This is a genomic window from Nitrobacter sp. JJSN, assembly GCF_051912485.1.
Taxonomy (GTDB): Bacteria; Pseudomonadota; Alphaproteobacteria; order Rhizobiales; family Xanthobacteraceae; genus Nitrobacter.
Map to the genome: position 1 here is coordinate 1,465,468 of NZ_CP196822.1, position 24,096 is coordinate 1,489,563.

General features: G+C 60.5%; 22 protein-coding genes and 1 tRNA gene. 14 read left to right on the forward strand and 9 right to left on the reverse strand.

From position 1 onward, the window contains the following. Window positions 1-435: 435 nt before the first annotated feature. From ACSZOQ_RS07270 to ACSZOQ_RS07290, 5 genes are all read right to left on the reverse strand, one after another. The gene (locus ACSZOQ_RS07270; RefSeq protein WP_439925314.1) at window positions 436-717 is read right to left on the reverse strand and encodes a hypothetical protein; all 282 of its coding nucleotides are present in this window, start codon (window positions 715-717) and stop codon (window positions 436-438) included. Window positions 718-786: 69 nt separating this feature from the next. Next, window positions 787-1,026, reverse strand: a complete 240-nt coding sequence (locus ACSZOQ_RS07275) for a hypothetical protein (protein WP_439925315.1) — start codon at window positions 1,024-1,026, stop codon at window positions 787-789. Between the two features lie 23 nt (window positions 1,027-1,049). After that, complete coding sequence (locus ACSZOQ_RS07280) at window positions 1,050-1,199, reverse strand: hypothetical protein (RefSeq protein WP_439925316.1); 150 nt, start codon at window positions 1,197-1,199, stop codon at window positions 1,050-1,052. Window positions 1,200-1,301: 102 nt separating this feature from the next. Beyond that, window positions 1,302-1,694, reverse strand: coding sequence for an excisionase (locus ACSZOQ_RS07285; protein WP_439925317.1), 393 nt, complete (start codon window positions 1,692-1,694; stop codon window positions 1,302-1,304). Window positions 1,695-1,743: 49 nt separating this feature from the next. Next, entirely contained in the window at window positions 1,744-1,944 is a 201-nt protein-coding gene (locus ACSZOQ_RS07290; protein WP_439925318.1) for a hypothetical protein, read from the reverse strand. A gap of 81 nt (window positions 1,945-2,025) precedes the next feature. Here ACSZOQ_RS07290 and ACSZOQ_RS07295 point away from each other — a divergent pair, with 81 nt between their 5' ends. The 5 genes from ACSZOQ_RS07295 (at window position 2,026) to ACSZOQ_RS07315 (ending at window position 3,767) form a co-directional block, all read left to right on the forward strand. Further along, window positions 2,026-2,622: a hypothetical protein gene (locus tag ACSZOQ_RS07295; RefSeq protein WP_439925319.1), complete on the forward strand. Its 597-nt coding sequence runs from the start codon at window positions 2,026-2,028 to the stop codon at window positions 2,620-2,622. Then, the gene (locus tag ACSZOQ_RS07300; RefSeq protein WP_439925320.1) at window positions 2,619-2,831 is read left to right on the forward strand and encodes a hypothetical protein; all 213 of its coding nucleotides are present in this window, start codon (window positions 2,619-2,621) and stop codon (window positions 2,829-2,831) included. Before ACSZOQ_RS07295 ends, ACSZOQ_RS07300 begins: the two co-directional genes overlap by 4 nt. Window positions 2,832-3,026: 195 nt before the next feature. Continuing rightward, window positions 3,027-3,227: a cold-shock protein gene (locus tag ACSZOQ_RS07305; RefSeq protein ID WP_439925321.1), complete on the forward strand. Its 201-nt coding sequence runs from the start codon at window positions 3,027-3,029 to the stop codon at window positions 3,225-3,227. Next, entirely contained in the window at window positions 3,175-3,447 is a 273-nt protein-coding gene (locus ACSZOQ_RS07310; RefSeq protein ID WP_439926176.1) for a hypothetical protein, read from the forward strand. The genes ACSZOQ_RS07305 and ACSZOQ_RS07310 overlap by 53 nt, the downstream gene beginning before the upstream one ends. A gap of 146 nt (window positions 3,448-3,593) precedes the next feature. Continuing rightward, the gene (locus ACSZOQ_RS07315; protein WP_439925322.1) at window positions 3,594-3,767 is read left to right on the forward strand and encodes a hypothetical protein; all 174 of its coding nucleotides are present in this window, start codon (window positions 3,594-3,596) and stop codon (window positions 3,765-3,767) included. A gap of 170 nt (window positions 3,768-3,937) precedes the next feature. Here ACSZOQ_RS07315 and ACSZOQ_RS07320 read toward each other — a convergent pair. Next, window positions 3,938-4,014, reverse strand: a tRNA-Arg gene (locus ACSZOQ_RS07320). A gap of 445 nt (window positions 4,015-4,459) precedes the next feature. Between ACSZOQ_RS07320 and ACSZOQ_RS07325 the strand changes: the two genes are divergently transcribed. The 5 genes from ACSZOQ_RS07325 (at window position 4,460) to ACSZOQ_RS07345 (ending at window position 14,878) form a co-directional block, all read left to right on the forward strand. Next, the gene (locus ACSZOQ_RS07325; protein WP_439925323.1) at window positions 4,460-9,676 is read left to right on the forward strand and encodes an alpha-2-macroglobulin family protein; all 5,217 of its coding nucleotides are present in this window, start codon (window positions 4,460-4,462) and stop codon (window positions 9,674-9,676) included. Further along, window positions 9,673-11,793: a penicillin-binding protein 1C gene (gene pbpC, locus ACSZOQ_RS07330; protein WP_439925324.1), complete on the forward strand. Its 2,121-nt coding sequence runs from the start codon at window positions 9,673-9,675 to the stop codon at window positions 11,791-11,793. Before ACSZOQ_RS07325 ends, pbpC begins: the two co-directional genes overlap by 4 nt. Before the next feature lie 51 nt (window positions 11,794-11,844). Next, window positions 11,845-13,587: an ArnT family glycosyltransferase gene (locus tag ACSZOQ_RS07335; RefSeq protein ID WP_439925325.1), complete on the forward strand. Its 1,743-nt coding sequence runs from the start codon at window positions 11,845-11,847 to the stop codon at window positions 13,585-13,587. Window positions 13,588-13,800: 213 nt separating this feature from the next. Beyond that, the gene (locus ACSZOQ_RS07340) at window positions 13,801-14,562 is read left to right on the forward strand and encodes a glycosyltransferase family 2 protein (protein WP_439925326.1); all 762 of its coding nucleotides are present in this window, start codon (window positions 13,801-13,803) and stop codon (window positions 14,560-14,562) included. Continuing rightward, a complete protein-coding gene (locus tag ACSZOQ_RS07345) occupies window positions 14,555-14,878 on the forward strand; it encodes a lipid-A-disaccharide synthase N-terminal domain-containing protein (protein WP_439925327.1) in 324 nt (107 codons plus the stop codon). Before ACSZOQ_RS07340 ends, ACSZOQ_RS07345 begins: the two co-directional genes overlap by 8 nt. A gap of 13 nt (window positions 14,879-14,891) precedes the next feature. On the opposite strand, the gene ACSZOQ_RS07350 is transcribed toward ACSZOQ_RS07345, so the two are convergent. Together ACSZOQ_RS07350 and metC are read right to left on the reverse strand one after the other, a co-directional pair. Beyond that, window positions 14,892-16,583 (reverse strand): Na/Pi cotransporter family protein, encoded by a 1,692-nt coding sequence (locus ACSZOQ_RS07350; RefSeq protein ID WP_439925328.1) that lies wholly within the window; start codon window positions 16,581-16,583, stop codon window positions 14,892-14,894. A gap of 239 nt (window positions 16,584-16,822) precedes the next feature. Further along, window positions 16,823-18,019 carry a cystathionine beta-lyase gene (gene metC, locus ACSZOQ_RS07355; protein WP_439925329.1) on the reverse strand — a complete coding sequence of 399 codons (1,197 nt, stop codon included), beginning with the start codon at window positions 18,017-18,019 and terminating at the stop codon, window positions 16,823-16,825. A 425-nt stretch (window positions 18,020-18,444) separates the two neighbouring features. Here metC and ACSZOQ_RS07360 point away from each other — a divergent pair, with 425 nt between their 5' ends. From ACSZOQ_RS07360 to ACSZOQ_RS07375, 4 genes are read left to right on the forward strand one after another with little or no spacing between them, the layout of a single operon-like run. Continuing rightward, window positions 18,445-19,479 carry an amino acid ABC transporter substrate-binding protein gene (locus tag ACSZOQ_RS07360; RefSeq protein WP_439925330.1) on the forward strand — a complete coding sequence of 345 codons (1,035 nt, stop codon included), beginning with the start codon at window positions 18,445-18,447 and terminating at the stop codon, window positions 19,477-19,479. A gap of 20 nt (window positions 19,480-19,499) precedes the next feature. After that, window positions 19,500-20,705, forward strand: coding sequence for an amino acid ABC transporter permease (locus tag ACSZOQ_RS07365; protein ID WP_439925331.1), 1,206 nt, complete (start codon window positions 19,500-19,502; stop codon window positions 20,703-20,705). Continuing rightward, the gene (locus ACSZOQ_RS07370) at window positions 20,702-22,222 is read left to right on the forward strand and encodes an amino acid ABC transporter permease (protein ID WP_439925332.1); all 1,521 of its coding nucleotides are present in this window, start codon (window positions 20,702-20,704) and stop codon (window positions 22,220-22,222) included. The genes ACSZOQ_RS07365 and ACSZOQ_RS07370 overlap by 4 nt, the downstream gene beginning before the upstream one ends. Window positions 22,223-22,236: 14 nt before the next feature. Beyond that, window positions 22,237-22,980 (forward strand): amino acid ABC transporter ATP-binding protein, encoded by a 744-nt coding sequence (locus tag ACSZOQ_RS07375; protein WP_439925333.1) that lies wholly within the window; start codon window positions 22,237-22,239, stop codon window positions 22,978-22,980. A 20-nt stretch (window positions 22,981-23,000) separates the two neighbouring features. On the opposite strand, the gene ACSZOQ_RS07380 is transcribed toward ACSZOQ_RS07375, so the two are convergent. Continuing rightward, window positions 23,001-24,041, reverse strand: a complete 1,041-nt coding sequence (locus ACSZOQ_RS07380) for a cysteine synthase A (RefSeq protein ID WP_439925334.1) — start codon at window positions 24,039-24,041, stop codon at window positions 23,001-23,003. Window positions 24,042-24,096: the final 55 nt, after the last annotated feature.

The following is a 24,096-nucleotide window of genomic DNA, read 5'->3' on the forward strand; positions in this document are numbered from 1 at the left end:
GTGGAACCAGCTGTAACGCCCGCGCAGCGCGGCCATTTTCGTATAGAGCAGCGATACGAACTGCCCCGGCAGGACAGCCGAAGCAGGGGGTGGGTCACACCAAATAGGCCCGCCGGAAGGGAGCAATAGTGGGCCTATTCGGGTTCGGGAACTTGATGGTTCCGGGTTCTCCTGTTCCGGCCGGATAATGCGGGAAGCGGGGAGGTGTTCCTAACAAACGGCCCGCCGGGGTGGCAGGCCGAGTTAGGTTCGGGAGTGCGGGGTTGGTGGGTAGATCTCCCGTTCCGATTGAGTCAATCCGCAGGAAGGCGGTGAGTTCCTAGCAAAAGAAAGGCGCCACGGGCGACGAAGCGGGCAGTTGAGTGAACAGGACTGTACCCGGCCAAGGGATCGTCCGAGCCAGATAATGCGCGGGGCGGGGAGCCGGCGGGTTTTCTATATGTCGTGGTGCTTTCTCAGGTCAGCCAGAGCTTCTTCTGGTGTCTTGAAGGTGTTTGCACAAGTCGGCGCCCACCCGACGAGGCTGCCGTCTTTTCCGGCAATAACTGGAACCCACCCACGTTCGGTCAGTGTAAGTCTGATCTGGTCGTGTAGTTGAACTTTGCAGCGCTCTACACTCATCAAATCCCGCTGTGCCGCAGCCACTTCTTGGCCACTTTCAACTTTGGCTTTCGTCGAGCCGCCGAAGCTTTCTCGCTCGCGGGCCTTCATCAGCATTCGGACGTGGATTAAGGCTTCACGTTCGTTTATTGAAGATCTCCAACGGAAGCGCTCCGGCTGGGTCTTCTATTCTGGCCGCAAATGCGACTCGATCATTTCCCGCGCGGCCTCGTAGATGCGTTGCACATCGGGTTCGGCACTGTGTTGCATTTCAAGCATCATCAGGGCGTTTTCATAAATCTCATTGGCGTCTTGCTGAGTCAGGACGCCGCGATCGACCAGCGCCGGGATCAGCGCTGCGAGCAGCGATGCCGAAACCAATTCGGACGCGGTGACGGATTCGAGAGGGTCAAGGTTGTCACTCATTCAAAACCTCTGTGCCGCGGTGGTCAGTCTAGACGGCGCTGCAGCTTCTTGATGATCTCGCGCAGGTCGGCCATGTATTCCGCGATGATACACCGCGCTTCATCCGAGCGCGTGAGATCGGGGCTCTGAGGCGCCCGCTTCTTGTCCGACCCTAATTCGTAGGGTTTGCCCATGGGTGATAGCCTCGGGCGGAAGCCAACCGGGGCCATTGAGCCAAATCAATGGCGACCTGGAATAGCCCCGATTCCGTGTGAGGGTGGTCCGCCAGGGACGGTTCATTTTTTCACCCTCCCGCTACGTTCTCGAATCGTGTTTTCGGAGGATTTATTCCGCAAGCTTTCTATCAGCTCCTCGGCGATCGCGTTCATCGCAGCCAGTGCCGAGGGTCCGCTGTCCGTCTTTAATGACCCAGGTCGGTTGGTCTCTTGGTCTTTGGAGGGCAAGACGGGGGCCTGTGCTCGGACGCGGCATCGATCTCTCATTTCTTCGATCGCCGCCAAGGTGACAAAGTATTTTCCGGCGATCTTTTCGTGCGCGAGCTTCTGGGCAACGGCGAGCCTACGCAGCGAATTGGCTGTCATCGATCCGTCCGGAAAGCCCAACTGCGCCGCGACGTCGAGACGCAAGGGCGTCGTCGGGGTGACGGCTTCTGGCGGCGGCAGCTTCATGGGGTCAACCTCCGATAGAATATTCTGGCGCCGCTTTCGGGCGGACACGCTACTTGCCCTTCACCTTCAGGCCGAGTTCGACCAGGCGGCGAATGGCTTCTGGGCGCGTCATTTCCTCATTCTGTTTTGTGATCCACTCGTCCAATTTGGACAGCGGATCGTCGAGGAGGCGAACCCCAATCAAAGTCCCTTTGCCCGTGGTGACAGGCCGGCCGCGCCTTTTTGTGTTAACTCTAATTGACTTGCCCATGAATTGATGATAACACAAAAGCAAGCCGAGGGGAAGCTGACACTTCCACCCCGGCTCTAACCAACAGCAAGGATCTGGACCATGCCGCAGGCTGCCCGCACCTCTACCACAAAACCCTCCGCAAAACGCCAGAGAGCCGCGCCCGTAGCGGTTTCCGCAAACGCCAGCATTGATCCTGTCGTCGAGCGCGGGCGCTTCCTGCGCGATCTATGGGACGCTCATGATGCAGTTGAGTCCGAGGCTTTTGCGGCGAGGAGAAATGACGACCCCTCTCTGGGGATACAGCGTGACGAACAGGCCCACCAAATTCTTGATTGGAAAGATTTGGTGGAAGCCGAAATCAGTTTCCTCGTCGCCAATAGTCTGCGAGGTGCCCTGATCCAGCTTGCCCTCATGCAAGACGCGATGAACGATTTGAACGCTCGGATCGAGAATTCCGACTGTGATTCCGCCCGTGAAGTCGCAATTAAGATTGGCCGTTTGCTGCGATCCGCCAGTGACGCCGTTCACGACGCTATGGGTGAAGACCAATATGCCGAAGTCTCGGGTATTGTGAGTACCTATGCCTCCGTCGGGGACGACCATCCGAACTTTCTTCTCGACATGCCGGCCTGGATGGATAAGGGCTCCGATCGTCGCTGCAAGCGCGACCTCGCTAAAGTCGAGGTGGCGGCATGACGATGATCGTGATCCCACAGCGCCATGTCGCCGCCATTGACCTCATCGACGAGGCCATCGCAGCCCTGCAAACCGTTCACGTCGCAATGAACGAGCCCGAACTGAGCGGAGATGAAACACTTCAGAGTCTTGCGATGGTGCTGGCCGACGCGATCTTAAAGCTGATGCCGGTGCGGGATGAGGTCAACCGGCAGCACGGCGCCGCCTGAGCCGGCCGCGCAAACGAGGCCCGCCGGTCACGCCGGCGGGTTTTCCTTGCATTCCTCGCCGGGGGCGGGAACCAGATCGATCGATTGGGGTTATGGTTGCCGGACGGGTCCGCCCTCCCGGCGCCGTCCGACGCAGGCCAGTCGATCATCCGCTTGGTCTGTGATCTTCTTTCCTAAAAATTTGGAGATAGCTACGTGGCTACAGGTACTGTGAAATGGTTCAACGGGCAGAAGGGCTTCGGCTTTATCGAGCCCGACAATGGCGGCAAGGACGTCTTCGTTCATATCTCAGCCGTCGAGAAGGCCGGACTTTCGAACCTGAACGAGGGGCAGAAGGTCAGCTATGAAGTCGTCGCGAACCGCGGCAAGGAATCGGCAGAAAACCTGCGCGTTTGATGAAAGGCCGCCGGTCACGCCGGCGGCCCTTTTTGCCCTCAGGCTTGCCGGTAAGGAAAGACCGATGTCGCTGTCTTCAGCCAAAAACTACGCGCTGCGTGCGGCGCGATCGCAGGATCAGAAAGAAGCGGCAGAGCTTTTGTCCAAGGCAATCTTGGAACTCGCCGCGTCGATCGAAGCGACCGATGCGAAGATCAAGAAACTGAACAAATCAGGTTGATGCCGTCAGGCCAGCCGGTCCACCGGCGGGGTTTTTCTTGCATCGAGGCATGGCGTGGTCTGTGATCTGCGTTTCCGATAATTGGAATCGCGAATGCCTCGAAAACACGCCATCGCTCAAGCGCCAAATTCCGCATCGGGTTCACAATGAGCAGAACTCCGGCCCGCATCACCCAGGCCGATGTCGCCCGCGCCATCCGCGCCGCGCGCCAGACCGGTGCGGAGACGGCACCCATCTGCATCCGCTTGTCCCCGCAATCCACAGTGCCGGCCGTCGCGGACGACGAGCCGCTTCCTCACGAAGTTTGGGTGCGGCTGTGATTGAGGTCATGCCGCGCCCACCCGCAAGCCCTCGTCTAGGCGTCTATGTCCCATCCATGTCGCAGGGACCTGCCGGACTCATTTGTAACCCATTGAAACAAGAGGGGAACAATTGCGACATGGTGCGACATAAGGAATTTCGCCGAAATAGCGCAAGCCTCTGATGTTATTGGCGATCCCGGCAGGATTCGAACCTGCAACCCGCGGAGTAGAAATCCGCTACTCTATCCAGTTGAGCTACGGGACCGTTAGGCCGTCATACTCTCCGCAATATGAAAAATCCGCCCTCGCGCCAAGCCCCGATCCGAACCATTCTGATGGATCGAGCGACGAACCGGCACGGGCAGCGTTGTTTTGTCCGCAGTCCTAGGTTTGCCATTAGCGAATAACGCCTCATGCCGTCGTTGCGAGCGATTGGATCGGTTCGGAATATCCCATGCGGTTTTCGTCTTGTATCGCAAACACCGCGGGAACGGTCCTAAGTCTGTCACCTTTCCGCGCATTTCTGGTGGTTCAGAAGTTCGCTTTATTGTTCTCTACAAGTCCTTCAAGCGAACCTCTGAACCCCAACTACACGAGAACCACAAGTTTGCTAGTGTCCTTTCGAATCCGAAGTTCGTTACGGAAGGCACAATGAGGCGATCTTCGGATTCGGGACACGAAGCGGCATTTGTCCGTGCAGGGAGCTTTTCATGACCGGTTTGGTTCGTGCTGTGATGCTCTGCGCGGTGCTGGCGATTGGCCTTGTTTCGGCGCAGGCAGCCGATAAAGCTTTCAAGCGCGACGATCTCGCTGACGCGGCGATCAAGCTCGAGGCCCAGATCAAGAGCGAAGCCGGCACCATCGCCAAATCGGCCCCAACGCTGCGGACCGATGCCGATGTCGCTTTCAAGCGATCCGATTTCCGCAGCGGTCTTCAAATCCTCGGCCAGATCGCGACCGTCGCACCCGACGATAGCGGCAACTGGCTGCGTCTGGCGCGGACGATCTTCCAGATCAAGCCGACGACAAGCCAGGAGCAGACCTTCCTGCTCGAGCGAGCCTCTACCGCCGCCTACATTGCCTATCAGCGGGCGAACAATCCCGGTGCCGAGGCGGATGCATTGGCGACTCTGGGGCGCGCCTTCTCGGAACGCAAGCTGTGGCGGCCGGCGCTCGACACGCTGCGGCTGTCGCTCGATCTGCGCGAGGTGACCGACGTTCGCGAGCAATATGAAAAGATGCGCGACGACCACGGCTTCCGGCTGCTCGATTACACGGTGGATTCGGATTCGGCCTCGCCGCGGGTCTGCTTCCAGTTCTCTGAGGACCTTGCCAAGCGGACCGACTTTTCGCCGTTCGTCGCGCTTGCCGGCGCCGACCGGCCGGCGCTGTCGTCGGAGGACAAGCAACTTTGTGTCGAGGGTCTCAAGCACGGCGAGCGTTACAATATCAATCTGCGCGCCGGCCTGCCGTCGACCGTCAAGGAAGGCCTGCCGAAATCGGCCGAGTTCAATGTCTATGTGCGGGATCGCAAGCCGTTCGTCCGCTTCACCGGGCGCGCCTACGTGCTGCCGCGCACCGGTCAGCGCGGCATTCCGCTGGTCAGCGTAAACACGCAGGCGGTATCGGTGCAGGTATTCCGGATCGGCGACCGCAATCTGATCAACACTGTGATCGACAGCGACTTCCAGAAGACGCTCAGCGGCTATCAGTTGTCCGATCTCGGTAACGAACGCGGGGTCAAGGTCTGGTCGGGCGAGGTCACGACCGCCTCCACGCTGAATGCCGATGTGACCACGGCGTTTCCTGTCGATGAGGCGCTCGGAAACCTCCAGCCCGGCGTCTATGTGATGACGGCCGCGCCCAAGGCGCCTGGTTCGGCGAGCGACGAGGAGTCCGGCTCGCTGGCGACCCAGTGGTTCATCGTCTCCGATCTGGGCCTGACCGCCTATTCCGGCAATGACGGCATCCACGTCTTCGTCAATTCGCTCGCGACCACCGATGCGGTCGGCAAGGCCGAGATCCGCCTGATTGCCCGCAACAACGAAATCCTGGCCACTAAAAAGACCGACGAGTCCGGTCATGCGCTGTTCGAGCCAGGTCTTGCCCGAGGCGAGGGCGGACTGTCGCCGGCGCTGCTGACAGTGAACACGGATAAGGCTGACTATGCATTCCTGAGCCTGAAGTCGAGCGCGTTCGATCTGAGTGATCGCGGCGTCTCGGGCCGTGCTGTGCCTGCCGGCGCCGACGCGTTCGTTTACGCCGAGCGGGGCGTTTATCGCTCCGGGGAAACGGTCTATCTGACAGCGTTGTTGCGCGACGGGCAGGGCAATGCCGTGACCGGAGGTCCATTGACGCTTGTGGTCGAGCGGCCCGACGGGGTTGAATTCCGCCGCGCCGTCCTGCCCGATCAGGGCGCGGGCGGGCGAAGCCTGAGCCTGCCGCTCAATTCGGCGGTCCCGACCGGGACATGGCGCGTCCGCGCATTTACCGACCCGAAGGGTCCGTCGGTCGGCGAAACCACTTTCATGGTCGAAGACTATGTGGCGGACAGGATCGAATTTGACTTAACGACCAAAGCAAAGCAGATCGCGGCTGAGGCTCCAGTAGAACTTAAAGTCGACGGCCATTTCCTCTACGGCGCGCCGGCGTCCGGCCTGCAGCTTGAAGGCGATATGCTGGTGGCTTCTGCCGAGAGCCGTCCGGGTTATGCCGGATATCAGTTCGGCGTGGCCGACGACGAGACCACCAGTAACGAGCGCACGCCGATCGAGAACCTGCCCGAAGCCGATGCAAACGGCGTCGCCACGTTCCCCGTCAGCCTCGCCACGCCACCGTCATCGACCCGCCCACAGGAAGCCCAAATCTTTATTCGGATGGCGGAGGCCGGCGGCCGCGCCGTCGAACGGAAGCTGGTGCTTCCGGTCGCCCCCGCTGCGGCCATGATCGGCGTCAAGCCACTGTTTGCCGACAAGAACGTCGCGGAAGGTGACAAGGCCGGTTTCGATGTTGCCTTCGTCGCCCCCGACGGGACCTCGCTTGCGCGCGCGGGCCTGCGCTATGAACTGCTCAAGCTCGAGAGCCGCTATCAGTGGTATCGCCAGAATTCGTTCTGGGAATACGAGCCGGTGAAGTCGACCAAACGGGTGGCCGATGGCGATCTCACGATTGCCGCCGGAAAGCCCGCGCGGATTGAACTCTCGCCGCAGCCGGGGCGCTATCGGCTCGACGTCAAATCGGCAGATCCCAACGGTCCGCTGACGTCGGTGCAGTTCGATGTCGGCTGGTACTCCGACGGCAGCGCCGATACTCCCGATCTGCTGGAAACTTCGATCGACAAGCCGAATTACGAGTCCGGCGACACCATGATTGTTTCGGTCAACGCCCGGGCCGCCGGCAAACTCACCATCAACGTGCTCGGCGACCGGCTGCTAACCACCCAAACCACCGAGGCCAAGGAAGGCACGTCGCAGGTCAAAATCCCGATCGGCAAGGATTGGGGGACGGGCGCCTATGTTGTAGCGACGCTGCGGCGGCCGCTCGACGTTTCCGCCCAGCGAATGCCTGGCCGGGCTATCGGCATCAAATGGTTCGGCATCGACAAGACAGCGCGCACCCTTTCGGTCAGTCTGTCGCCGCCGACATTGGTGCGGCCGTCGACGATGCTGAAGCTGCCTGTGAAGATCAGCGGTCTAAGCCCGGGTGAAGACGCCAAGATCGTCGTTGCCGCCGTTGATGTCGGTATCCTCAACCTCACCAACTACAAGCCGCCCGCGCCTGACGACTACTATCTCGGCCAGCGCCGCATGACTTCGGAAATCCGCGATCTCTACGGACAGCTGATCGACGGCATGCAGGGGACGCGCGGCCAGCTCAAGACGGGGGGCGACTCAGCGGGAGCGGAGTTGCAGGGAAGCCCGCCGACGCAGAAGCCGCTCGCGCTCTATTCCGGCATCGTCACGGTGGCCGCGGACGGCACGGCGGAAATCAGTTTCGACATTCCGGAATTTGCCGGCACCGCGCGGGTGATGGCGGTTGCCTGGAGTGCGACCAAGTTGGGTCGCGCGACCGTGGATGTCACCGTGCGCGACCCGGTCGTGCTGACGGCGACCCTGCCGCGCTTCCTGTTGACGGGCGACCAGGGCACTATGAGTTTCGACCTCGACAACGTCGAGGGTGCGCCCGGCGACTACACTATCAACGTGAAAGCCACGGGGCCCGTGAAGGTGACGGGCAATCCCGCGACCACGGTCACGCTCAAGGCCAAGCAGCGCAGCTCGATGGCATTGGCATTGAATGCGAGCGGTGGCTCTGGCACGTCGCAACTCGACGTCGATATCAAGGGGCCGAACGGTCTGACGTTGGCGCGGCACTATGATCTCGACGTCAAGCCCGCGACCCAGATATTGGCACGCCGATCGGTGCGAACGCTCGCGAAGGGTGAGAGCCTGACGCTGACCTCGGACATGTTCTCCGACCTCGTGGCGGGAACGGGCGGGGTGTCGATGTCTGTCGGCCTGTCGTCCGCGCTGGATGCCGCGACTGTCCTGAAAGCCCTCGACCGTTATCCCTTCGGCTGCTCCGAGCAGATCACAAGTCGGGCGATGCCGCTGCTCTATGTGAACGATCTCGCGGTCGGCGCGCACCTCGCTATGGATACTGGCGTCGACGATCGCATCAAGAGTTCGATAGACCGTCTGCTGGCGCGCCAAGGTTCGAACGGTTCCTTCGGTCTGTGGTCATCGGGAGGTGATGATGCGTGGCTTGATGCCTACGTGACCGACTTCCTGACCCGCGCCCGCGAGAAGGGATTTTTGGTCCCTGACTTGCTGTTCAAGAGTGCGCTCGATCGCGTCCGTAATTCGGTGGTGAATGCTGCGGAGCCGGAGAAGGACGGTGGTCGCGATCTGGCTTACGGACTTTATGTTCTCGCCAAGAACGGGATCGCTCCGATCGGGGATCTGCGCTATTTGGCCGATACCAAGCTGAACAATCTGGCGACACCGATCGCCAAGGCGCAACTGGCTGCTGCGCTGGCGCTGGTCGGCGACAGGGCGCGGGCGGAACGCGTGTATACGGCGGCGGCTGAAAGTCTGGCGCCGAAACCAGTCATCGAATTCGGCCGGTCGGACTATGGTTCGGCGCTGCGCGATGCAGCGGCACTGGTGTCGCTTGCGGGCGAAGGCAACGCGCCGCGTGCGACGGTGGCGCAGGCGGTGCAGCGGGTGGAGGCGGCGCGAGGACTGACACCCTATACTTCGACGCAGGAGAACGCGTGGCTGGTTCTGGCGGCGAGGGCGCTTGCGAAAGAATCCATGTCGCTCGACGTCGACGGTGCGCCGGTTAAGACCGCGCTCTATCGGAGCTACAAGGCAGCGGATATGACGGGCAAGCCAATCAAGATCACCAACACCGGCGATGCGCCCGTGCAGGCGGTGGTTTCTGTGACTGGCGCGCCGGTTACTCCGGAGCCTGCGGCCTCAAACGGTTTTAAGATCGAGCGAAATTATTTCGCCCTCGACGGGACGCCTGCAGATCCGACCCAGGCCAAGCAAAACGACCGGTTCGCGGTCGTTCTCAAGATCACCGAGGCCAAGCCGGAATACGGTCACATCATGGTGGCCGATTATCTTCCCGCTGGCTTTGAAATCGACAATCCGCATCTGGTCTCGTCCGGCGACACCGGCACCCTCGACTGGATCGAGGAGGGCCAGGAACCGGTCAATACGGAATTCCGCGACGATCGGTTCACCGCGGCCTTCAATCGCGCTGGTAACGACAAGGCGGTGTTCACAGTCGCCTATGTTGTGCGGGCGGTGTCGCCGGGCAAATACGTTTTGCCGCAAGCCTATGTCGAGGACATGTACAATCCCTCGCGCTATGGCCGCACCGGCACCGGCCGTGTCGAGGTGCGTCCCGCGAAATGACCGCATCCGACGCCACAGCCACGACGATACGGCCGCGCCGCTGGCGGCGGGTAAAGCTGGCGGCGGCGGGTATGGCGGTTGTTGCGGTCGTAGCCACTGGCGCGGTTGCGAGCTGGATCGTCTCGCTGGGGCCACTGCCGCTGGCAGAGGCGCGCGAGATCTCGACGACGGTGCTCGACCGCAATGGCAAATTGCTGCGCGCCTTCGCCATGGCCGACGGCCGGTGGCGATTGCCGGTCGATGCCAGGACTGATGTCGATCCGGGATATCTCAACCTGCTGCTGGGTTATGAGGACCAGCGATTCTATTCGCACGCAGGCGTCGATCCACTCGCGCTCGGGCGAGCCGCGCTGCAACTCCTGACGCGCGGCCACATCGTCTCGGGCGGATCGACCATCACAATGCAGCTTGCCCGCCTGATCGAACCGCGCCGTCAGCGCTCGATCTACGCCAAGCTGCATCAGGTGGTGCGCGCGTTCCAGCTCGAGCACGAACTGTCCAAGGATGAAATCCTCAACCTGTATCTGGCGCTTGCGCCGTTCGGCGGCAATCTCGAAGGCATTCGTGCGGCGTCTATCGCCTATTTCGGGAAGGAGCCGAAGCGGTTGTCGCTCGCGGAGGCGGCGCTGCTTGTGGCGCTGCCGCAGTCGCCGGAAAGGCGGCGCCTCGACCGTCACCCGGCTGCTGCGCGGGCAGCCCGCGACCGCGTGCTCGAACGCATGGTCGAGGAATCGCGCATCTCGGCGGAAGACGCCGCGCAGGCCAGGACTGTGCCAGTCATGCGCATGCGCAACCCGTTTCCGATGCTGGCGCCGCATTCCACGGATCGGGCCCTGGCGACAGTCAGGGATTCCCGTGTCATTCAACTCACGCTTGAGTCCGGATTGCAGCGAACGCTCGAAGCGCTGGCACGCGACCGCGCGGCGGCGCTCGGGCCTGACATTTCGATCGGGATCCTCGCGGTCGACAACGCCACCGGCGACGTGCTGGCCCATGTCGGGTCCGCAGATTATTTCAACGAACGGCGCGCCGGGCAGGTTGACATGACGGCAGCCGTGCGCTCGCCGGGATCGACGCTGAAGCCGTTTATCTACGGACTGGCATTTGAAGACGGGTTCGTTCACCCGGACAGCCTGATCGACGATCGCCCGGTCCGATTCGGCAGCTACGCGCCGGAAAACTTCGACATGACATTTCAGGGCACGGTGCCGGTGCGCCGCGCCCTGCAACTATCGCTCAACGTTCCGGCGATCGAACTGCTCGACCGCGTCGGTGCCAGCCGGTTGTCGGCGCGGCTGAAACAGGTGGGCGCCGGTCTGGTGCTGCCGAAGGACGAAGTTCCCGGTCTGGCCATGGGGCTCGGCGGCGTCGGAGTGACGCTGCATGACCTGGTGCAGGCCTATTCCGGCATTCCCAGGCTGGGCAGCGTGTTACCCTTGCGTGAAATCGAGCGCGGCGGCGGCAGCGTCCGGGAGCCTTTGCGACTGCTGGACCCGGTCGCGGCATGGCAGGTCGGCAACGTTCTTTGGGGGACGCCACCGCCGGAAAATGCGGTCCGAAACCGGATCGCCTTCAAGACCGGCACCAGCTACGGCTATCGTGATGCGTGGTCCATCGGCTTCGACGGCCGCATGACGGTCGGCGTCTGGGTCGGACGTCCGGACGGCGCGCCAGTTCCCGGTCTCATCGGCCGCGCCGCGGCCGCGCCGGTTTTATTTGACGCTTTCGCCCGCAGCGGCAAGTCGCTGGCGCCGCTACCAAAAGCTCCACGCGGAACTCTCATCGCAAGCAATGCAAAGCTCCCGCTTCCCTTGCGGCGGTTTCGTCCCGCGGGTGAACTGATCCGGACCGGCAATGAGCACACGCTCCGTATCCAGTTTCCGCTGAACGGTTCGCGGATCGATGCCGGAGGAGGGGACGGGATAAAGCTTCCGGCGCTGCCTGTGAAAGTGGCAGGCGGCGTCTTGCCGATGACGATGCTGGTCAATGGAAAAGCAGTCGGAGAAATCGAAAGCCGGCGTCAACGGATGGTCGAACCACCGGGACCTGGCTTTGTCCGGCTGACCGTGATGGATGCTGTTGGCGCCGCGGACACAGTTACGCTCAGAATTCAATAGTGACCGGCTAAGCGGTTGTCGCTGCGTTGGGTTCAGCGTATGCGGAACCCCATGGCCGAGACCCTTTACCGTCCCCGATTTGGACAAGTGCGTGAACCGAAGACTCCAGTGAATCCGGGGCGTGGGCTTGCGACCGTTATCGATTTTATCGCCGTCCGCCATGTCAGGTCGGCCCTATTTCTGACCATTATCAGCCTGTTATTCTTTCTGCCCGGCTTCTTCAACATCCCGCCGATCGACCGCGACGAGCCCCGTTTCGCGCAAGCGACCAAACAGATGGTCGAAACGGGCGATTTCGTCGACATCCGTTTTCAGGACGAGGTTCGTTACAAGAAGCCGGTCGGCATTTACTGGTTGCAGGCCGCCGCTGTCGAGACGGCGTCGTCGCTTGGACTGCCGCGGGCGCAGATCCGCATCTGGCTGTATCGCGTCCCGTCCCTGATTGGTGCGATCGGCGCGGTGCTTCTGACCTACTGGACGGCGCTCGCTTTCGTGACGCGGCGAGGCGCCGTTTTGGCCGGGCTGATCATGTGCAGCTCGGTATTACTCGGGGCGGAAGCGCGGCTCGCAAAGACAGACGCCATGCTGCTGCTGACCGTTATTGCAGCGATGGGTGCGCTCGCGAGGGTCTATCTGTCCTTTCAGCGACGCGGGAACCTCGAGCATCCATCTTGGGCACATCCGGCAATCTTTTGGACGGCGCTCGCCGGAGGAATTTTACTCAAAGGCCCGTTGATCCTGATGTTCGTGGGATTGACGATCGGGACCGTCTCCATTCTCGATCGCTCGGCATCATGGCTATGGCGGCTGCGGCCCGTCTGGGGGCTGATGTGGATGCTAGTCCTCGTCATGCCGTGGTTCGTTGCGATTTTCCTGCGCGCCGGAGATACGTTTTTCACAGACTCGATCGGCGGCGACATGCTGAGCAAGCTTGCGGCTCAGGAATCGCATGGAGCGCCGCCCGGGACTTACTTCCTGCTGTTCTGGATTACGTTCTGGCCCGGCGCACCGCTGGCAGGACTGGCGGCACCGGCAATCTGGCGCGCGCGCAGGGAGCCGGAGATGCGGTTTCTGCTCGCATGGCTGGTTCCGTCATGGATCGTGTTTGAGCTGGTGCTGACCAAGCTGCCGCATTATGTCCTGCCGCTGTATCCGGCGATCGCGATCCTGTCGGTTTGCGCACTGGAGCGCCGCGTGCTGTCCATATCGTGGCTCACGAAGGGCACGGCATGGTGGTTTGCCATCCCCGCGATCACTTTGGTGCTTGCGGTCATCGCAACCATTACCCTGACGCGTCAGCCTGTCTTTCTGGCATGGCCGTTTGCCGCCGCGGCCTTGATCTCCGGACTGTTCGCCTGGTGGCTCTATGACGACGGTAACGCGGAACGTTCTTTGCTGAACGCGGTCATGGCGGCGCTGTTTCTGAGCGTTTCCGTCTACGGAATCATCGTTGCGGCGCTGACGCCGCTGTTCCCGAGTCCCGAAGTCGCGCGCGCGTTGCGAAATGTGGAGTGCGTCGGACCCAGGGCAGCGGCGGCGGGTTACCAAGAGCCAAGTCTGGTCTTCATGACGGGGACGTCAACGTTGCTGACCGATGGCTCCGGCGCCGCTGATTTCCTCGGCCACGGAAGCTGCCGGTTCGCGCTCGTCGAATCGCGTTCCGAGCGGGCCTTCGCACAGCGCGCCGAAGCGATCGGATTGCGCTACAATGTCGCGACGCGCATCGACGGCTATAACTTCTCGCAGGGAAAGACAATTTCGATCGCTATCTTCCGCTCGGAGGGAACGCGTTAGGATATTCGCGGCGGCCAGAACGCGCGACACGCCGACCCCGTTTTTCTGTTTCGCGGGGCGATCGCTTGTCCGTCTGGCACGGCCATCATTACATTCTCCGCGCGTCGAAGCGGGCTATCTCAAAAGGGTTGCCCGCGGCGCTTGCGCGCCATAAGAAGCGAACGCGGTCAGACCAGTTTTGGTGCGGGTTCTGACCAGCGGACCAATCGGACCATGAACGACGACATGTCCATCAGCACGACTGCGCCGACGGTCTCCATTGTTGTGCCCGTGCGCAACGAGGCAGACAATGTTGTGCCCCTCGTTGACGAGATCGCTGCGGCGCTCGACGGTCGATGGGCTTACGAGATCGTCTACGTTGACGATGGCTCCAGCGATGCCACCGCCGAGCGGTTGGCGGTCGTTATGGCCCAGCGCAGGAACGTGCGTCAGATCCGCCACGAAAAATCATCCGGACAATCAGCGGCGGTCCGGACAGGGGTGCGCGCAGCGCAAGGCACAATCGTTGCGACGCTGGATGGCGACGGCCAGAATAATCCGGCGTTTCTGCCGCAGTTGATAACGGCGATCGAGAACGGCGGCGATCGCATTGGTCTTGCCGCCGGTCAACGCGTCGGCCGCAAGGATACCGGATTCAAGAAATTCCAGTCGCGAATCGCCAACAAGGTGCGAAGCAGGGTGCTGAGCGACGGCACGCGCGATACCGGCTGCGGGCTGAAGGCCTTTCGGCGGGAGGTGTTCCTGTCCCTGCCTTATTTCGATGGTTTGCATCGGTTTCTTCCGGCACTGGTGCGGCGCGAAGGCTATGATATCGCCTATGTCGATGTGACCGACCGGCCACGACGTTCCGGGGTCTCGAATTACGGTTTCTTCGATCGTTTATGGATTGGGATCATGGACCTCGCCGGGGTGTGGTGGTTGATCCGCCGGAAAAAATCAACGCCGGTCGTAAGCGAGGTCGTGCGTCATGACTGATACCGTCAGTATGTTTTCCAACTATCTCTATGATGTGTTCGTCACAAAGTTCGACGGATGGGTCATTCTCGGCTTTGCGGCGCAGGCGCTCTTCACGATGCGGTTTGTCGTGCAATGGATTGCATCCGAACGCGCGCGAAAGAGCGTGATCCCGGTCGCGTTCTGGTTCTTCTCGATCGGAGGCGGGGTTCTTCTTCTGGCTTACGCTCTGTACCGGCGCGATCCGGTGTTCATCGCGGGCCAGGCTCTCGGACTTGTCGTCTATTTCCGGAATTTGTACTTCATCATGCTCAACGGACGTCAATCATCCACCTGAGGACTGTATTAAGTTAGCGTGTGGACGTATTCGTCGGCGTGGAAATCCCCAGCAAGTCGGTTTCGCTCTGCCGCAAGGCCGGAAGCTCGCCTGCTGCGTCAAGAACCGGGTAGGCGACCGAGCAAATGTGCGAATGTATTCGCCGCAGATCGCGCAGGACGTCGAGATGCAGCGACGTCGTTTCGATCGCTTCGAGGCGGCCTTCGCGGAGCCGATCAAGGTGCCGCTCGGTTGCCGCGAGCTCGAAGTTACGGAAGGCGACTTTCTCCGCGATAAGCTGGCGAGCCTCATCGACATTGCCGGACATGAAGATGCCGAAGGCAATACGAAGCGAATCCATTGTCCGCTTGTGAAATGCTGAAAGCTCGCTGGCGCCTTCGGGCGAGAATTGAAAACGACGCTTGATTTTCTTGGTGGCCAGCTCGCTCAGGTTCTTGTCGATAATGTCGCCGATATGTTCGAGGTTGATGGCGAATGCGATGATTTCCATCGCGCGATGACCCTCGCGTTCGTCGAGGCTGCCGCGGGTCAGTTTGGTTACATAGAGCTTGATGGCTTCATCGAGACCGTCGACGCTGTCATCCATTCGCAAAACCTGGTCGACCAGCGCTTTGTCGTTGGTCATCATCGCGTCCATCACCTTGCGCAGCATCGCTTCCACGAGGTCGCCCATCCGCAGCGTTTCGCGCGCCGCGTCAGCGAGCGCGAGCGAGGGCGTTTCCAGCGCGCTCTCGTCGAGGTAGCGCGGCCGTGACGGATCGGCATCAGGCGCCTTTTCGGGAAGAAGGCGCTCGAGCATACGTGCCATGCCGTCAAGCAGGCCGATAAAAAGGATCGCGGTCATAACGTTGAACGCGATGTGAAACGTCGCGGTCGCCTTGGCGAGGTTCGGCTGCCATGCCAGCATGACGTCCACAATCGGCTGCAGAAATGGCACGATCAGCAGCACCCCGATGAAACGGTTGAGCATGTTGCCGAGCGGCAGCCGATAGCTCGCGGGATTGTCGCGCCGGGCGCCTTCGAAGATCGGGTTGACGGCGCTGCCGATATTGGCGCCGAGCACCAGCGCGAAGGCTGCATATGGTGTAACGAATTGGGAATAGCCGAGCGACATGACAAGGAGGACGCTAGCGACACTGGAATGAACGGCCCAGGTTGTGGCGGCGCCGATGAGGATGCACAGGATTGGATCGCTAGTGATGGCGTTCAGAAAAACCCGCGCGCCCGGCACGTTTTCAGCCGGCGCAAGCGTCGTGAGCAAAATGTGCAACGCCAGCAACATCAGACCAAGGCCGATAAAGACGCGGCCGACGTCCTTGATGCGCGAGCGGGCCCCGGTGCGGAACGCCACAAGTCCAATCACGAAGAAGATCGGCGCGGCGGCCGAGATATTGAACGACAGTACCTGAACGATCAGCGTGGTTCCGACGTTCGCGCCGAGCATGATCGCGAGCGCCGGAACAAGGCTCACGAGTCCTTCCGCGGCGAACGAACTGGTGAGCAGACCGGTGGCGGTGCTGCTCTGGAGCAGGGCCGTGAGACCGAGGCCGGCGCCGAATGCGGCAAAACGATTGCGAAGCGCTTTGCCCAGAAACCGGCGGAGGTCCGGGCCAAAGGCGCGCAGGATACCGCTCCGGACCATATGAAGGCCCCAGAGCAAAAGCGCGATGCCACCCATCAGATCGAGAAGAACGAGGCTTCCCATGGGTTTTCCCATCGACGAATTGGGTTCTAGCGCGTATTCCGCAAAAGTGGATACCGGTTTTGCGATCAGAATACGCGCAAGCTATTGATTGAGAGCATTTTCTTACGGCTAACCGGATTCCACTTAGCCGGAAAATGCTCTTAGGGTCAGGCTATCCGCAAACGGCGGCGGATCAAATTCTATTATTTTGTTCGGCTGAAGCAGAATCGTATGCGAAAAGCATCAGCCCGAGGCCAGGCTCACTGCCGGGCGTTGAACGCTTCAAATCCCCGGTCGAGATCGGCCTTGAGATCGTCCACGCTTTCCAGCCCGATGTGGAGCCGCAGCGTCGGTCCGCCGGGCGCCCATGTCGTCGCGGTGCGATACGTGGCGCAATCGAAGGGAATGATGAGGCTCTCAAAGCCGCCCCACGAGTAACCCATGCCAAACAGCTTCAAGGTATCGAGCAGCGCATCGACGGCCTGCTGCGGCGCAGGCTTGAGGACGATGCTGAACAGTCCCGATGCGCCGGTGAAGTCGCGCTTCCAGATTGCGTGGCCGGGATCGTCCGGCAGCGCAGGATACAAAACCCTCGCGACTTCCGGCCGTCTCGCAAGCCACTGCGCCATGTCCATCGCGGCCTGCTGATGATGATGCAGCCTCACGGCAAGGGTGCGCAATCCCCGTAGGGCCAGAAACACATCGTCGGGTCCAGCGCAGACGCCGAGCAGGCGGATGCCTTCGGCGAGTGCGGGCCAAGCCTTGGCGTTGGCGGAGATCGTTCCGAACATGATGTCGGAGTGTCCGCCAATATATTTGGTCGCCGCCTGGATGCTGATGTCGACGCCTTGTTCGAGTGCGCGGCGGAACAGAGGAGTTGCCCACGTATTGTCGTCGATAACGAGCGCTCCTCGCCCGTGCGCGACTCTGGCAATCGCCGGAACGTCCGGCATCTCCAGGGACTGGGAGCCGGGAGCCTCGACCATGACAGCGCGGGTGTTGGGCCGGAACAGCGCAGCGATACCTGACCCGATCAGCGGGTCGAAATAAGTGGTCTCGACTCCGTAGCGCGCCAGAAGCCCATCGCAGAAATGTCGGGTCGGGCGATAGGCGTTATCGCAGACGAGGATGTGATCGCCGGCCTTCAGCACAGACAGCAGCGCGGTGGAGATCGCAGACACGCCCGATGGAACGAGGCCGACGCCTGCGCACTGCGGGCCTTCCAGCGCCATCAGCGCATCCTGCAGGGCGAGGGTAGTAGGAGTGCCATGCCGTCCGTAATGGAATTCTCCGCGATGGGCGTGCAGGTCATCCGCGGTCGGGTAGAGCACGGTCGAGCCGCGAACGATGGGCGGATTGACGAACCCCTTTTGGGCTTCGGTGTCTCGACCCGAAAGGACCAGTCTGGTTTCCGCCCGAAACGAATCCGCCGGTCCGCTGTCCTTTGAGAAGGTCATCTGTTCGCCGCTGCAAAAGGAGGCATTTTGCCGCTGACGCGCCTGCCTCGAAACTTGCCGGACCTTAGTTCCGGCGTGATTTCGTTAGTAACAGGAAGGGGAAGACACTCGTCAACCCCTTGACCCTGCCCACTAGTAGAGTGAATTTGACATTCGCGACCTACTTTGCGGCAAACCCGGCAAGCGAATGTCAAATTCACTCCACTAGCAACTTATATTTGCTAGTCGTTCTGTGATGAAATCCAACTCTCTGCTACCGCATGTTGAGAGACGCGCCGCGAGTTTCGACCTGTTCTCAACCTCGGTTGATTGAAAAGCCCATGTGTGACTGGATTAATGGAGGTAACAAATCGATCGGCCAGATTCAGCCGAGCGTCTGAACGGCGAAGAACTGATAATCCATTGATGTCCTGAAAGGCATTGCCATGAAATGCGTACTTGCTGTCATTTTCGCTTTTGCCGCCGGCCTTTCGTTACAGTCGGCATCCGCACAGGAGTCCGCGAAGGCGAAGACCACGCTCGACGCAGTCAAGGCGCGAGGTATGTTGTCTTGTGGCGTGAGCCAGGGGTTGCCCGGATTCTCGACGCCTGACGATAAAGGCAACTGGACTGGGCTTGATGTGGACGTCTGTCGCGCAATCGCGGCCGCCGTATTTAACGACCCTAACAAGGTCAAATTCGTTCCGCTGTCTGCCAAAGACCGGTTTATCGCCCTTCAGTCGGGCGAAATAGATGTGCTGTCGCGTAACACGACATGGACGCTCTCGCGCGACACATCGCTTGGTGCAAATTTCACCGGCGTGACCTATTACGACGGACAGGGCTTTTTGGTGAGAAAATCACTCAAGGTCAATTCGGCGCTGGAATTGAACAGCGCATCCGTTTGCGTCCAGACCGGCACCACGAACGAACAGAATCTTGCTGACTACTTCAAGAGCAACAAGATGAAGTATGAGGTGATCGCGTTCAGCACGGCCGACGAGACCATCAAGGCCTACGAATCCGGTCGGTGCGATGTGTTTACATCAGATATTTCGCAGCTCTATGCCGAGCGGCTGAAGCTCTCCAATCCCGCCGATCATGCGGTTCTGCCGGAGGTGATCTCGAAAGAGCCGCTCGGGCCGATGGTACGTCATGGCGACGATCAGTGGTTCGATCTCGTCAAGTGGACGCTGTTTGCGATGGTCAACGCCGAAGAACTCGGTATCACGCAGAAGAACGTCGACGAGATGGCCAAATCGAACAACCCGGAACTGAAGCGGGTTTTCGGGACCGATGGCAATTTCGGCGAACAGCTTGGCGTGACCAAGGATTGGGTGTCGCGCATCGTCAAGGCCGTCGGCAATTATGGCGAGTCGTTTGATCGGAACGTCGGCGCCGGTTCGAAGCTCGGAATCGCGCGCGGGCTCAACAGGCTCTGGAACCAGGGCGGCATTCAGTACGCGCCGCCGATCCGCTAGCGTCAACGCCAGAGACTGCGATGGCCGCCGAGCCTCGAAAACCGCCGCTGCAGTTCTTCTTCAGGCTGCGGCGGGCGCTCGGGGGCAGGGCTGGCTGGGGCGGTCTTGCGCTACAGGTGCTGTTCGTCGCCGCGCTGGCGTGGATCAGTTATGAGATCGTGGCCAACGCCCAGGGAAACCTGGAGACGCAGCACGTCGCGTCTGGCTTTGGCTTCATGTCACAAACCGCCGGCTTCGGCGTCAGCCAGACCTTGATTCCGTATTCCGAGACCGACAGTTACACGCGCGTGTTTCTGGTCGGCCTTCTCAATACACTGCTGGTGGCCGTGGTCGGCATTGTCTTCGCGACGATCATCGGCTTTATGGTGGCTCTCGGCCGGCTGTCGCCGAATTGGCTGATATCGCGCATTTCCGGCGGCTATGTTGAGCTGGTCCGAAACCTGCCGCTGCTGTTCCAGATTTTGTTCTGGTATCTTGCGGTGCTGGGGACGCTGCCGAGTCCAAGGCAAAGCATTTCAATCTTCGACAGCGTCTTTCTCAGCAATCGTGGTCTCATCGTTCCGAAGCCGATCGGGCAGGAGGGGCTGGTCGCCCTTACGGTCGCGATTGTGGCTGCCATCATCGGCTGCCTACTGCTGCGCAGCTATTCGCGCCGCGCGCTTTTCCAGAGCGGACGAGTGGTGGTCGTCTGGCCCTATGTTTCTGGTCTGTTGATCGGCGTACCGCTGGTCGCAATGCTCATTTTTGGCGCGCCCTTCACATTCGAGATGCCTGTCCTCAAAGGATTCAATTTCGCCGGTGGAGCGCGCGTGACCCCGGAATTCGTCGCGCTCGCCGTCGCGCTTTCGACATATACGGCTGCGTTCATCGCGGAAGTCGTGCGTGCCGGAATCCTCTCAATTCACAAAGGGCAGATGGAGGCTGGGGCTTCGCTCGGGCTCTCGCGCGGATCGACGCTGCGATTGATCGTGGTGCCGCAGGCAATGCGTGTCATTCTGCCGCCGCTGACCAATCAGTACCTCAATCTCACCAAAAATTCGTCGTTGGCTGTCGGCATCGGATATCCGGACCTGTTTTCGGTGTTCGCCGGAACGACACTTAGCCAGACCGGACAGGCCATCGAAATCATCGCAATCACGATGGGCGTTTATTTGCTGATCTCGCTCGTGACCAGCGCGATCATGAGCCTCTATGGCTGGCGCATCTCACGGAGCATGGGCGGATGACCGATCAGCCCGCACCGTCGTTCGTTCGGACCGATCTTATTCCGGATCGGCCTCAGCCGATCAAAACCACTGGCTTTTCCGCCTTTCTGTGGACCCGTCTGCTCAATTCTCCGGGCAACGCGCTGCTGACGGTCGTTGGTATAGTATTGCTCTGGTTTGTCATCGTTCCGGCGATCCGGTTTCTCCTCGTGGATGCGGTCTGGGAAGGCCAGGATCGAACATCGTGTCTGGCTGCGGATGTGGGGCAGTCAATCGGGGCATGTTGGCCGTTCGTTCGCGCCAAGATCACCCAATTCATTTACGGCTTTTACCCGGAGCCTGAACGGTGGCGGGTCAATCTGACGTTCCTGCTGGCCGCCGTTTTGTTGCTGCCGCTTCTGGTTCCGCGTTTGCCCGCAAAGGGTCTCAACGCAACCTTGTTCTTCGTCGCCTTTCCCGTCGTGGCGTTTTTTCTGCTGCACGGCGGGGGCATCAGTGGGTTCGGCGTGAGCTGGACCGTCGGTTTTCTGTCGAGCTTCGCCGACGGTGTGGGCAATGCCGGGCGGCAGCTTGCCGCGTCAGGAGGAGCGGGCGGAATCGGTTCGGTTTTGCGGCTGCTGGGAAATACCTTTCTATGGACCGGCGATGCATTGAATTCTGTGGCGTGGCCGCTGACCTCGCTCCGCGATTGGCTCCAAAACTCCGATCAGCCGGTTTGGTACGACCTTGCTTGCACCGGCGTGATCGTTTCGCTGCTGCTCTTTCTTCTAAACGGCGCCTTCCGCACGGGCTGGCGCGCGTTGCTCATGAGCCTGATGACGTTCGTCGGCATTGGTCTGGTGGTTGCGGTGATGCACCTCGATCGCGGCGGCCTTCCGATTGTCGACACCCGCCTCTGGGGCGGTCTGCTGGTGACGCTGGTGGTGTCGGTCACCGGTATCGTATCGTCGATACCGATCGGAATCGCGCTGGCATTGGGACGACGCGCCACCATTCCGCTGATCCGGGTTTTCTCGGTTGCCTTCATCGAGTTCTGGCGCGGCGTTCCGCTGATTACCGTGCTGTTTTTCGCAACCTACATGCTGCCGCTTTTCCTTCCGGGAAACTTCACAGTCGATGGCCTGGTCCGGGTTTTGATCGGCATTGCGCTGTTCGCCGGCGCGTATAATGCCGAGGTTATTCGCGGCGGTCTGGCTGCGATCCCGCGCGGGCAGGCGGAAGCCGCCCAAGCGCTTGGCTTGTCGTACTGGAAAACGACGGGACTGATCGTGATGCCGCAGGCGTTGCGGCACGTCATCCCCGGACTGGTCAACAGCTTTATCGCGCTGTTCAAAGATACATCGCTGGTCTCGATCATCGCGCTGTTCGACCTGCTCGGGAGCTTGCGAGCCTCGTTCGCAGATCCGACATGGGCGACCCCAACCACGCTGTTCACGGGATTCGCCTTCGCTGGAATCATCTATTTCGTGTTCTGCTTCAGCATGTCCCGATATTCACTGTTCGTCGAACACCGGCTGAATCCGCACGGGCGAAGCTGAGCTTGGGATTAGCCATGACAGACGCGAATGCCATCGTTTCCATCGCCGGTCTCAACAAATGGTTCGGCAGCTTCCATGTGCTGCGGGACATCGATCTCGATGTGGCGCGCGGCGAGCGCATCGTGATTTGTGGCCCCTCGGGTTCCGGAAAATCGACGCTGATCCGTTGCATCAACGCACTCGAGGAGTTTCAGCAAGGCCGGATTGTCGTCGATGGAATCGAACTTGGCCCCAATCTGCGGCACGTCGAGGAGGTTCGGCGCGAGGTCGGAATGGTTTTCCAGAGCTTCAATCTGTTTCCGCATCTGACGGTGCTCGAAAACTGTACGCTTGCTCCGATCTGGGTCCGCAATATCCCAAAGAAGGATGCCGAGGCGGCGGCGATGAAGTTTCTTGAACGCGTCAAGATTCCTCAACAAGCCAATAAATATCCCGGTCAGATGTCGGGAGGTCAGCAACAGCGTGTGGCGATTGCACGCGCGCTCACGATGAATCCGAAAGTCATGCTGTTCGACGAGCCGACGTCGGCGCTCGATCCCGAGATGGTCAAGGAAGTACTAGACACGATAGTCGATCTCGCCAAGGAAGGCATGACCATGCTCGTTGTCACTCACGAAATGGGATTCGCCAGGGAAGTCGCCAACCGCGTTGTGTTCATGGATGAGGGACAGATCATCGAATCCAATACGCCGGCGAATTTTTTCGCCAATCCGCAACATCCGCGAACCCAGCTTTTTCTCAGTCAGATCCTGCGCTGAGACCGATATGGCGATCCTGGCTAAGCTGACACGAGGGGAATTTTCACCGTGCTTTGCTTCTCGAGCCACTGCGGCACGGGAAGATTCTTGGAGCGCATGAAGTCCGGATTGAAGAGCTTCGACTGATAGCGGTTGCCGGAGTCGCACAGGATCGTTACGACGGTGTGGCCGGGTCCCAACTGGCGTGCCAGGCGAATTGCGCCGGCGACGTTGATGCCGGTGGAGCCGCCGAGGCACAGCCCCTCGTGTTCAAGCAAATCGTAGATTACCGGCACGGCTTCCTCGTCGGGAATGAGATAGGCCTCGTCGACCTTGGTATTGGCGATCACCGGTGTCACCCGGCCAAGTCCAATTCCCTCGGTGATCGAACCTCCTGGAGTCGCCTTGGCGATGCCGTTTTTGAACAGCTCGTACATGGCCGCTCCTCGCGGGTCCGCAACGCCGATGACGATGTCTTTATTCTTCTCTCGCAAGAAAGCACCGGTCCCGGCCAGTGTGCCGCCGGTTCCGATCGAACAGATAAAGCCATCGACCTTGCCGCCGGTTTGCTCCCAGATTTCGGGGCCCGTCGAAACGTAGTGAGCCTTGGGATTGTCGAGGTTGTTCCATTGATCGGCAAACAGGACGCCGTTCGGTTCTGACTTGCGCAGCTCGTCCGCGAGCCGCTTCGCGATGTGCTGATAATTGTTCGGATTGCTGTATGGGAGCGCCGGGACCTCAACCAGTTCGGCTCCACACAGCCGAAGCATGTCCTTCTTTTCCTGGCTCTGCGTTTCCGGGATGACAATCATTGTGCGGTAGCCGCGCGCACTGGCAACGACGGCGAGGCCGATGCCGGTATTGCCGGCCGTACCTTCGACCACGAGGCCGCCGAGCTTGAGATCGCCTCGCTTTTCGGCTTCCAGGATCATCTGTTTGCCGGCGCGATCCTTGACCGACTGGCCCGGATTCATGAACTCGGCCTTGCCGAGAATGGTGCATCCGGTCGCTTCCGATGCGTGCTTCAACTTGATAAGCGGTGTGTTGCCGATCGCTTCGACGACGTCGTTGTTAATTCTCATGAGATGCTAAATCTTGTCAGTCGGTTGGAGGAATGCGGCAACCCTAATTGAGAGG

Coding starts and splice junctions, on each gene's coding strand:
- ACSZOQ_RS07325 (WP_439925323.1), top strand. CDS start 4,460: ATGACCGGTTTGGTTCGTGCTGTGATGCTCTGCGCGGTGCTGGCGATT.
- ACSZOQ_RS07340 (WP_439925326.1), top strand. CDS start 13,801: ATGAACGACGACATGTCCATCAGCACGACTGCGCCGACGGTCTCCATT.
- ACSZOQ_RS07345 (WP_439925327.1), top strand. CDS start 14,555: ATGACTGATACCGTCAGTATGTTTTCCAACTATCTCTATGATGTGTTC.
- ACSZOQ_RS07275 (WP_439925315.1), bottom strand. CDS start 1,026: ATGAGTGACAACCTTGACCCTCTCGAATCCGTCACCGCGTCCGAATTG.
- ACSZOQ_RS07350 (WP_439925328.1), bottom strand. CDS start 16,583: ATGGGAAGCCTCGTTCTTCTCGATCTGATGGGTGGCATCGCGCTTTTG.
- ACSZOQ_RS07280 (WP_439925316.1), bottom strand. CDS start 1,199: ATGGGCAAACCCTACGAATTAGGGTCGGACAAGAAGCGGGCGCCTCAG.
- ACSZOQ_RS07290 (WP_439925318.1), bottom strand. CDS start 1,944: ATGGGCAAGTCAATTAGAGTTAACACAAAAAGGCGCGGCCGGCCTGTC.
- ACSZOQ_RS07365 (WP_439925331.1), top strand. CDS start 19,500: ATGGCCGCCGAGCCTCGAAAACCGCCGCTGCAGTTCTTCTTCAGGCTG.
- ACSZOQ_RS07295 (WP_439925319.1), top strand. CDS start 2,026: ATGCCGCAGGCTGCCCGCACCTCTACCACAAAACCCTCCGCAAAACGC.
- ACSZOQ_RS07285 (WP_439925317.1), bottom strand. CDS start 1,694: ATGAAGCTGCCGCCGCCAGAAGCCGTCACCCCGACGACGCCCTTGCGT.
- ACSZOQ_RS07360 (WP_439925330.1), top strand. CDS start 18,445: ATGAAATGCGTACTTGCTGTCATTTTCGCTTTTGCCGCCGGCCTTTCG.
- pbpC (WP_439925324.1), top strand. CDS start 9,673: ATGACCGCATCCGACGCCACAGCCACGACGATACGGCCGCGCCGCTGG.
- ACSZOQ_RS07380 (WP_439925334.1), bottom strand. CDS start 24,041: ATGAGAATTAACAACGACGTCGTCGAAGCGATCGGCAACACACCGCTT.
- ACSZOQ_RS07375 (WP_439925333.1), top strand. CDS start 22,237: ATGACAGACGCGAATGCCATCGTTTCCATCGCCGGTCTCAACAAATGG.
- metC (WP_439925329.1), bottom strand. CDS start 18,019: ATGACCTTCTCAAAGGACAGCGGACCGGCGGATTCGTTTCGGGCGGAA.
- ACSZOQ_RS07315 (WP_439925322.1), top strand. CDS start 3,594: ATGAGCAGAACTCCGGCCCGCATCACCCAGGCCGATGTCGCCCGCGCC.
- ACSZOQ_RS07310 (WP_439926176.1), top strand. CDS start 3,175: ATGAAGTCGTCGCGAACCGCGGCAAGGAATCGGCAGAAAACCTGCGCG.
- ACSZOQ_RS07335 (WP_439925325.1), top strand. CDS start 11,845: ATGGCCGAGACCCTTTACCGTCCCCGATTTGGACAAGTGCGTGAACCG.
- ACSZOQ_RS07300 (WP_439925320.1), top strand. CDS start 2,619: ATGACGATGATCGTGATCCCACAGCGCCATGTCGCCGCCATTGACCTC.
- ACSZOQ_RS07270 (WP_439925314.1), bottom strand. CDS start 717: ATGCTGATGAAGGCCCGCGAGCGAGAAAGCTTCGGCGGCTCGACGAAA.
- ACSZOQ_RS07370 (WP_439925332.1), top strand. CDS start 20,702: ATGACCGATCAGCCCGCACCGTCGTTCGTTCGGACCGATCTTATTCCG.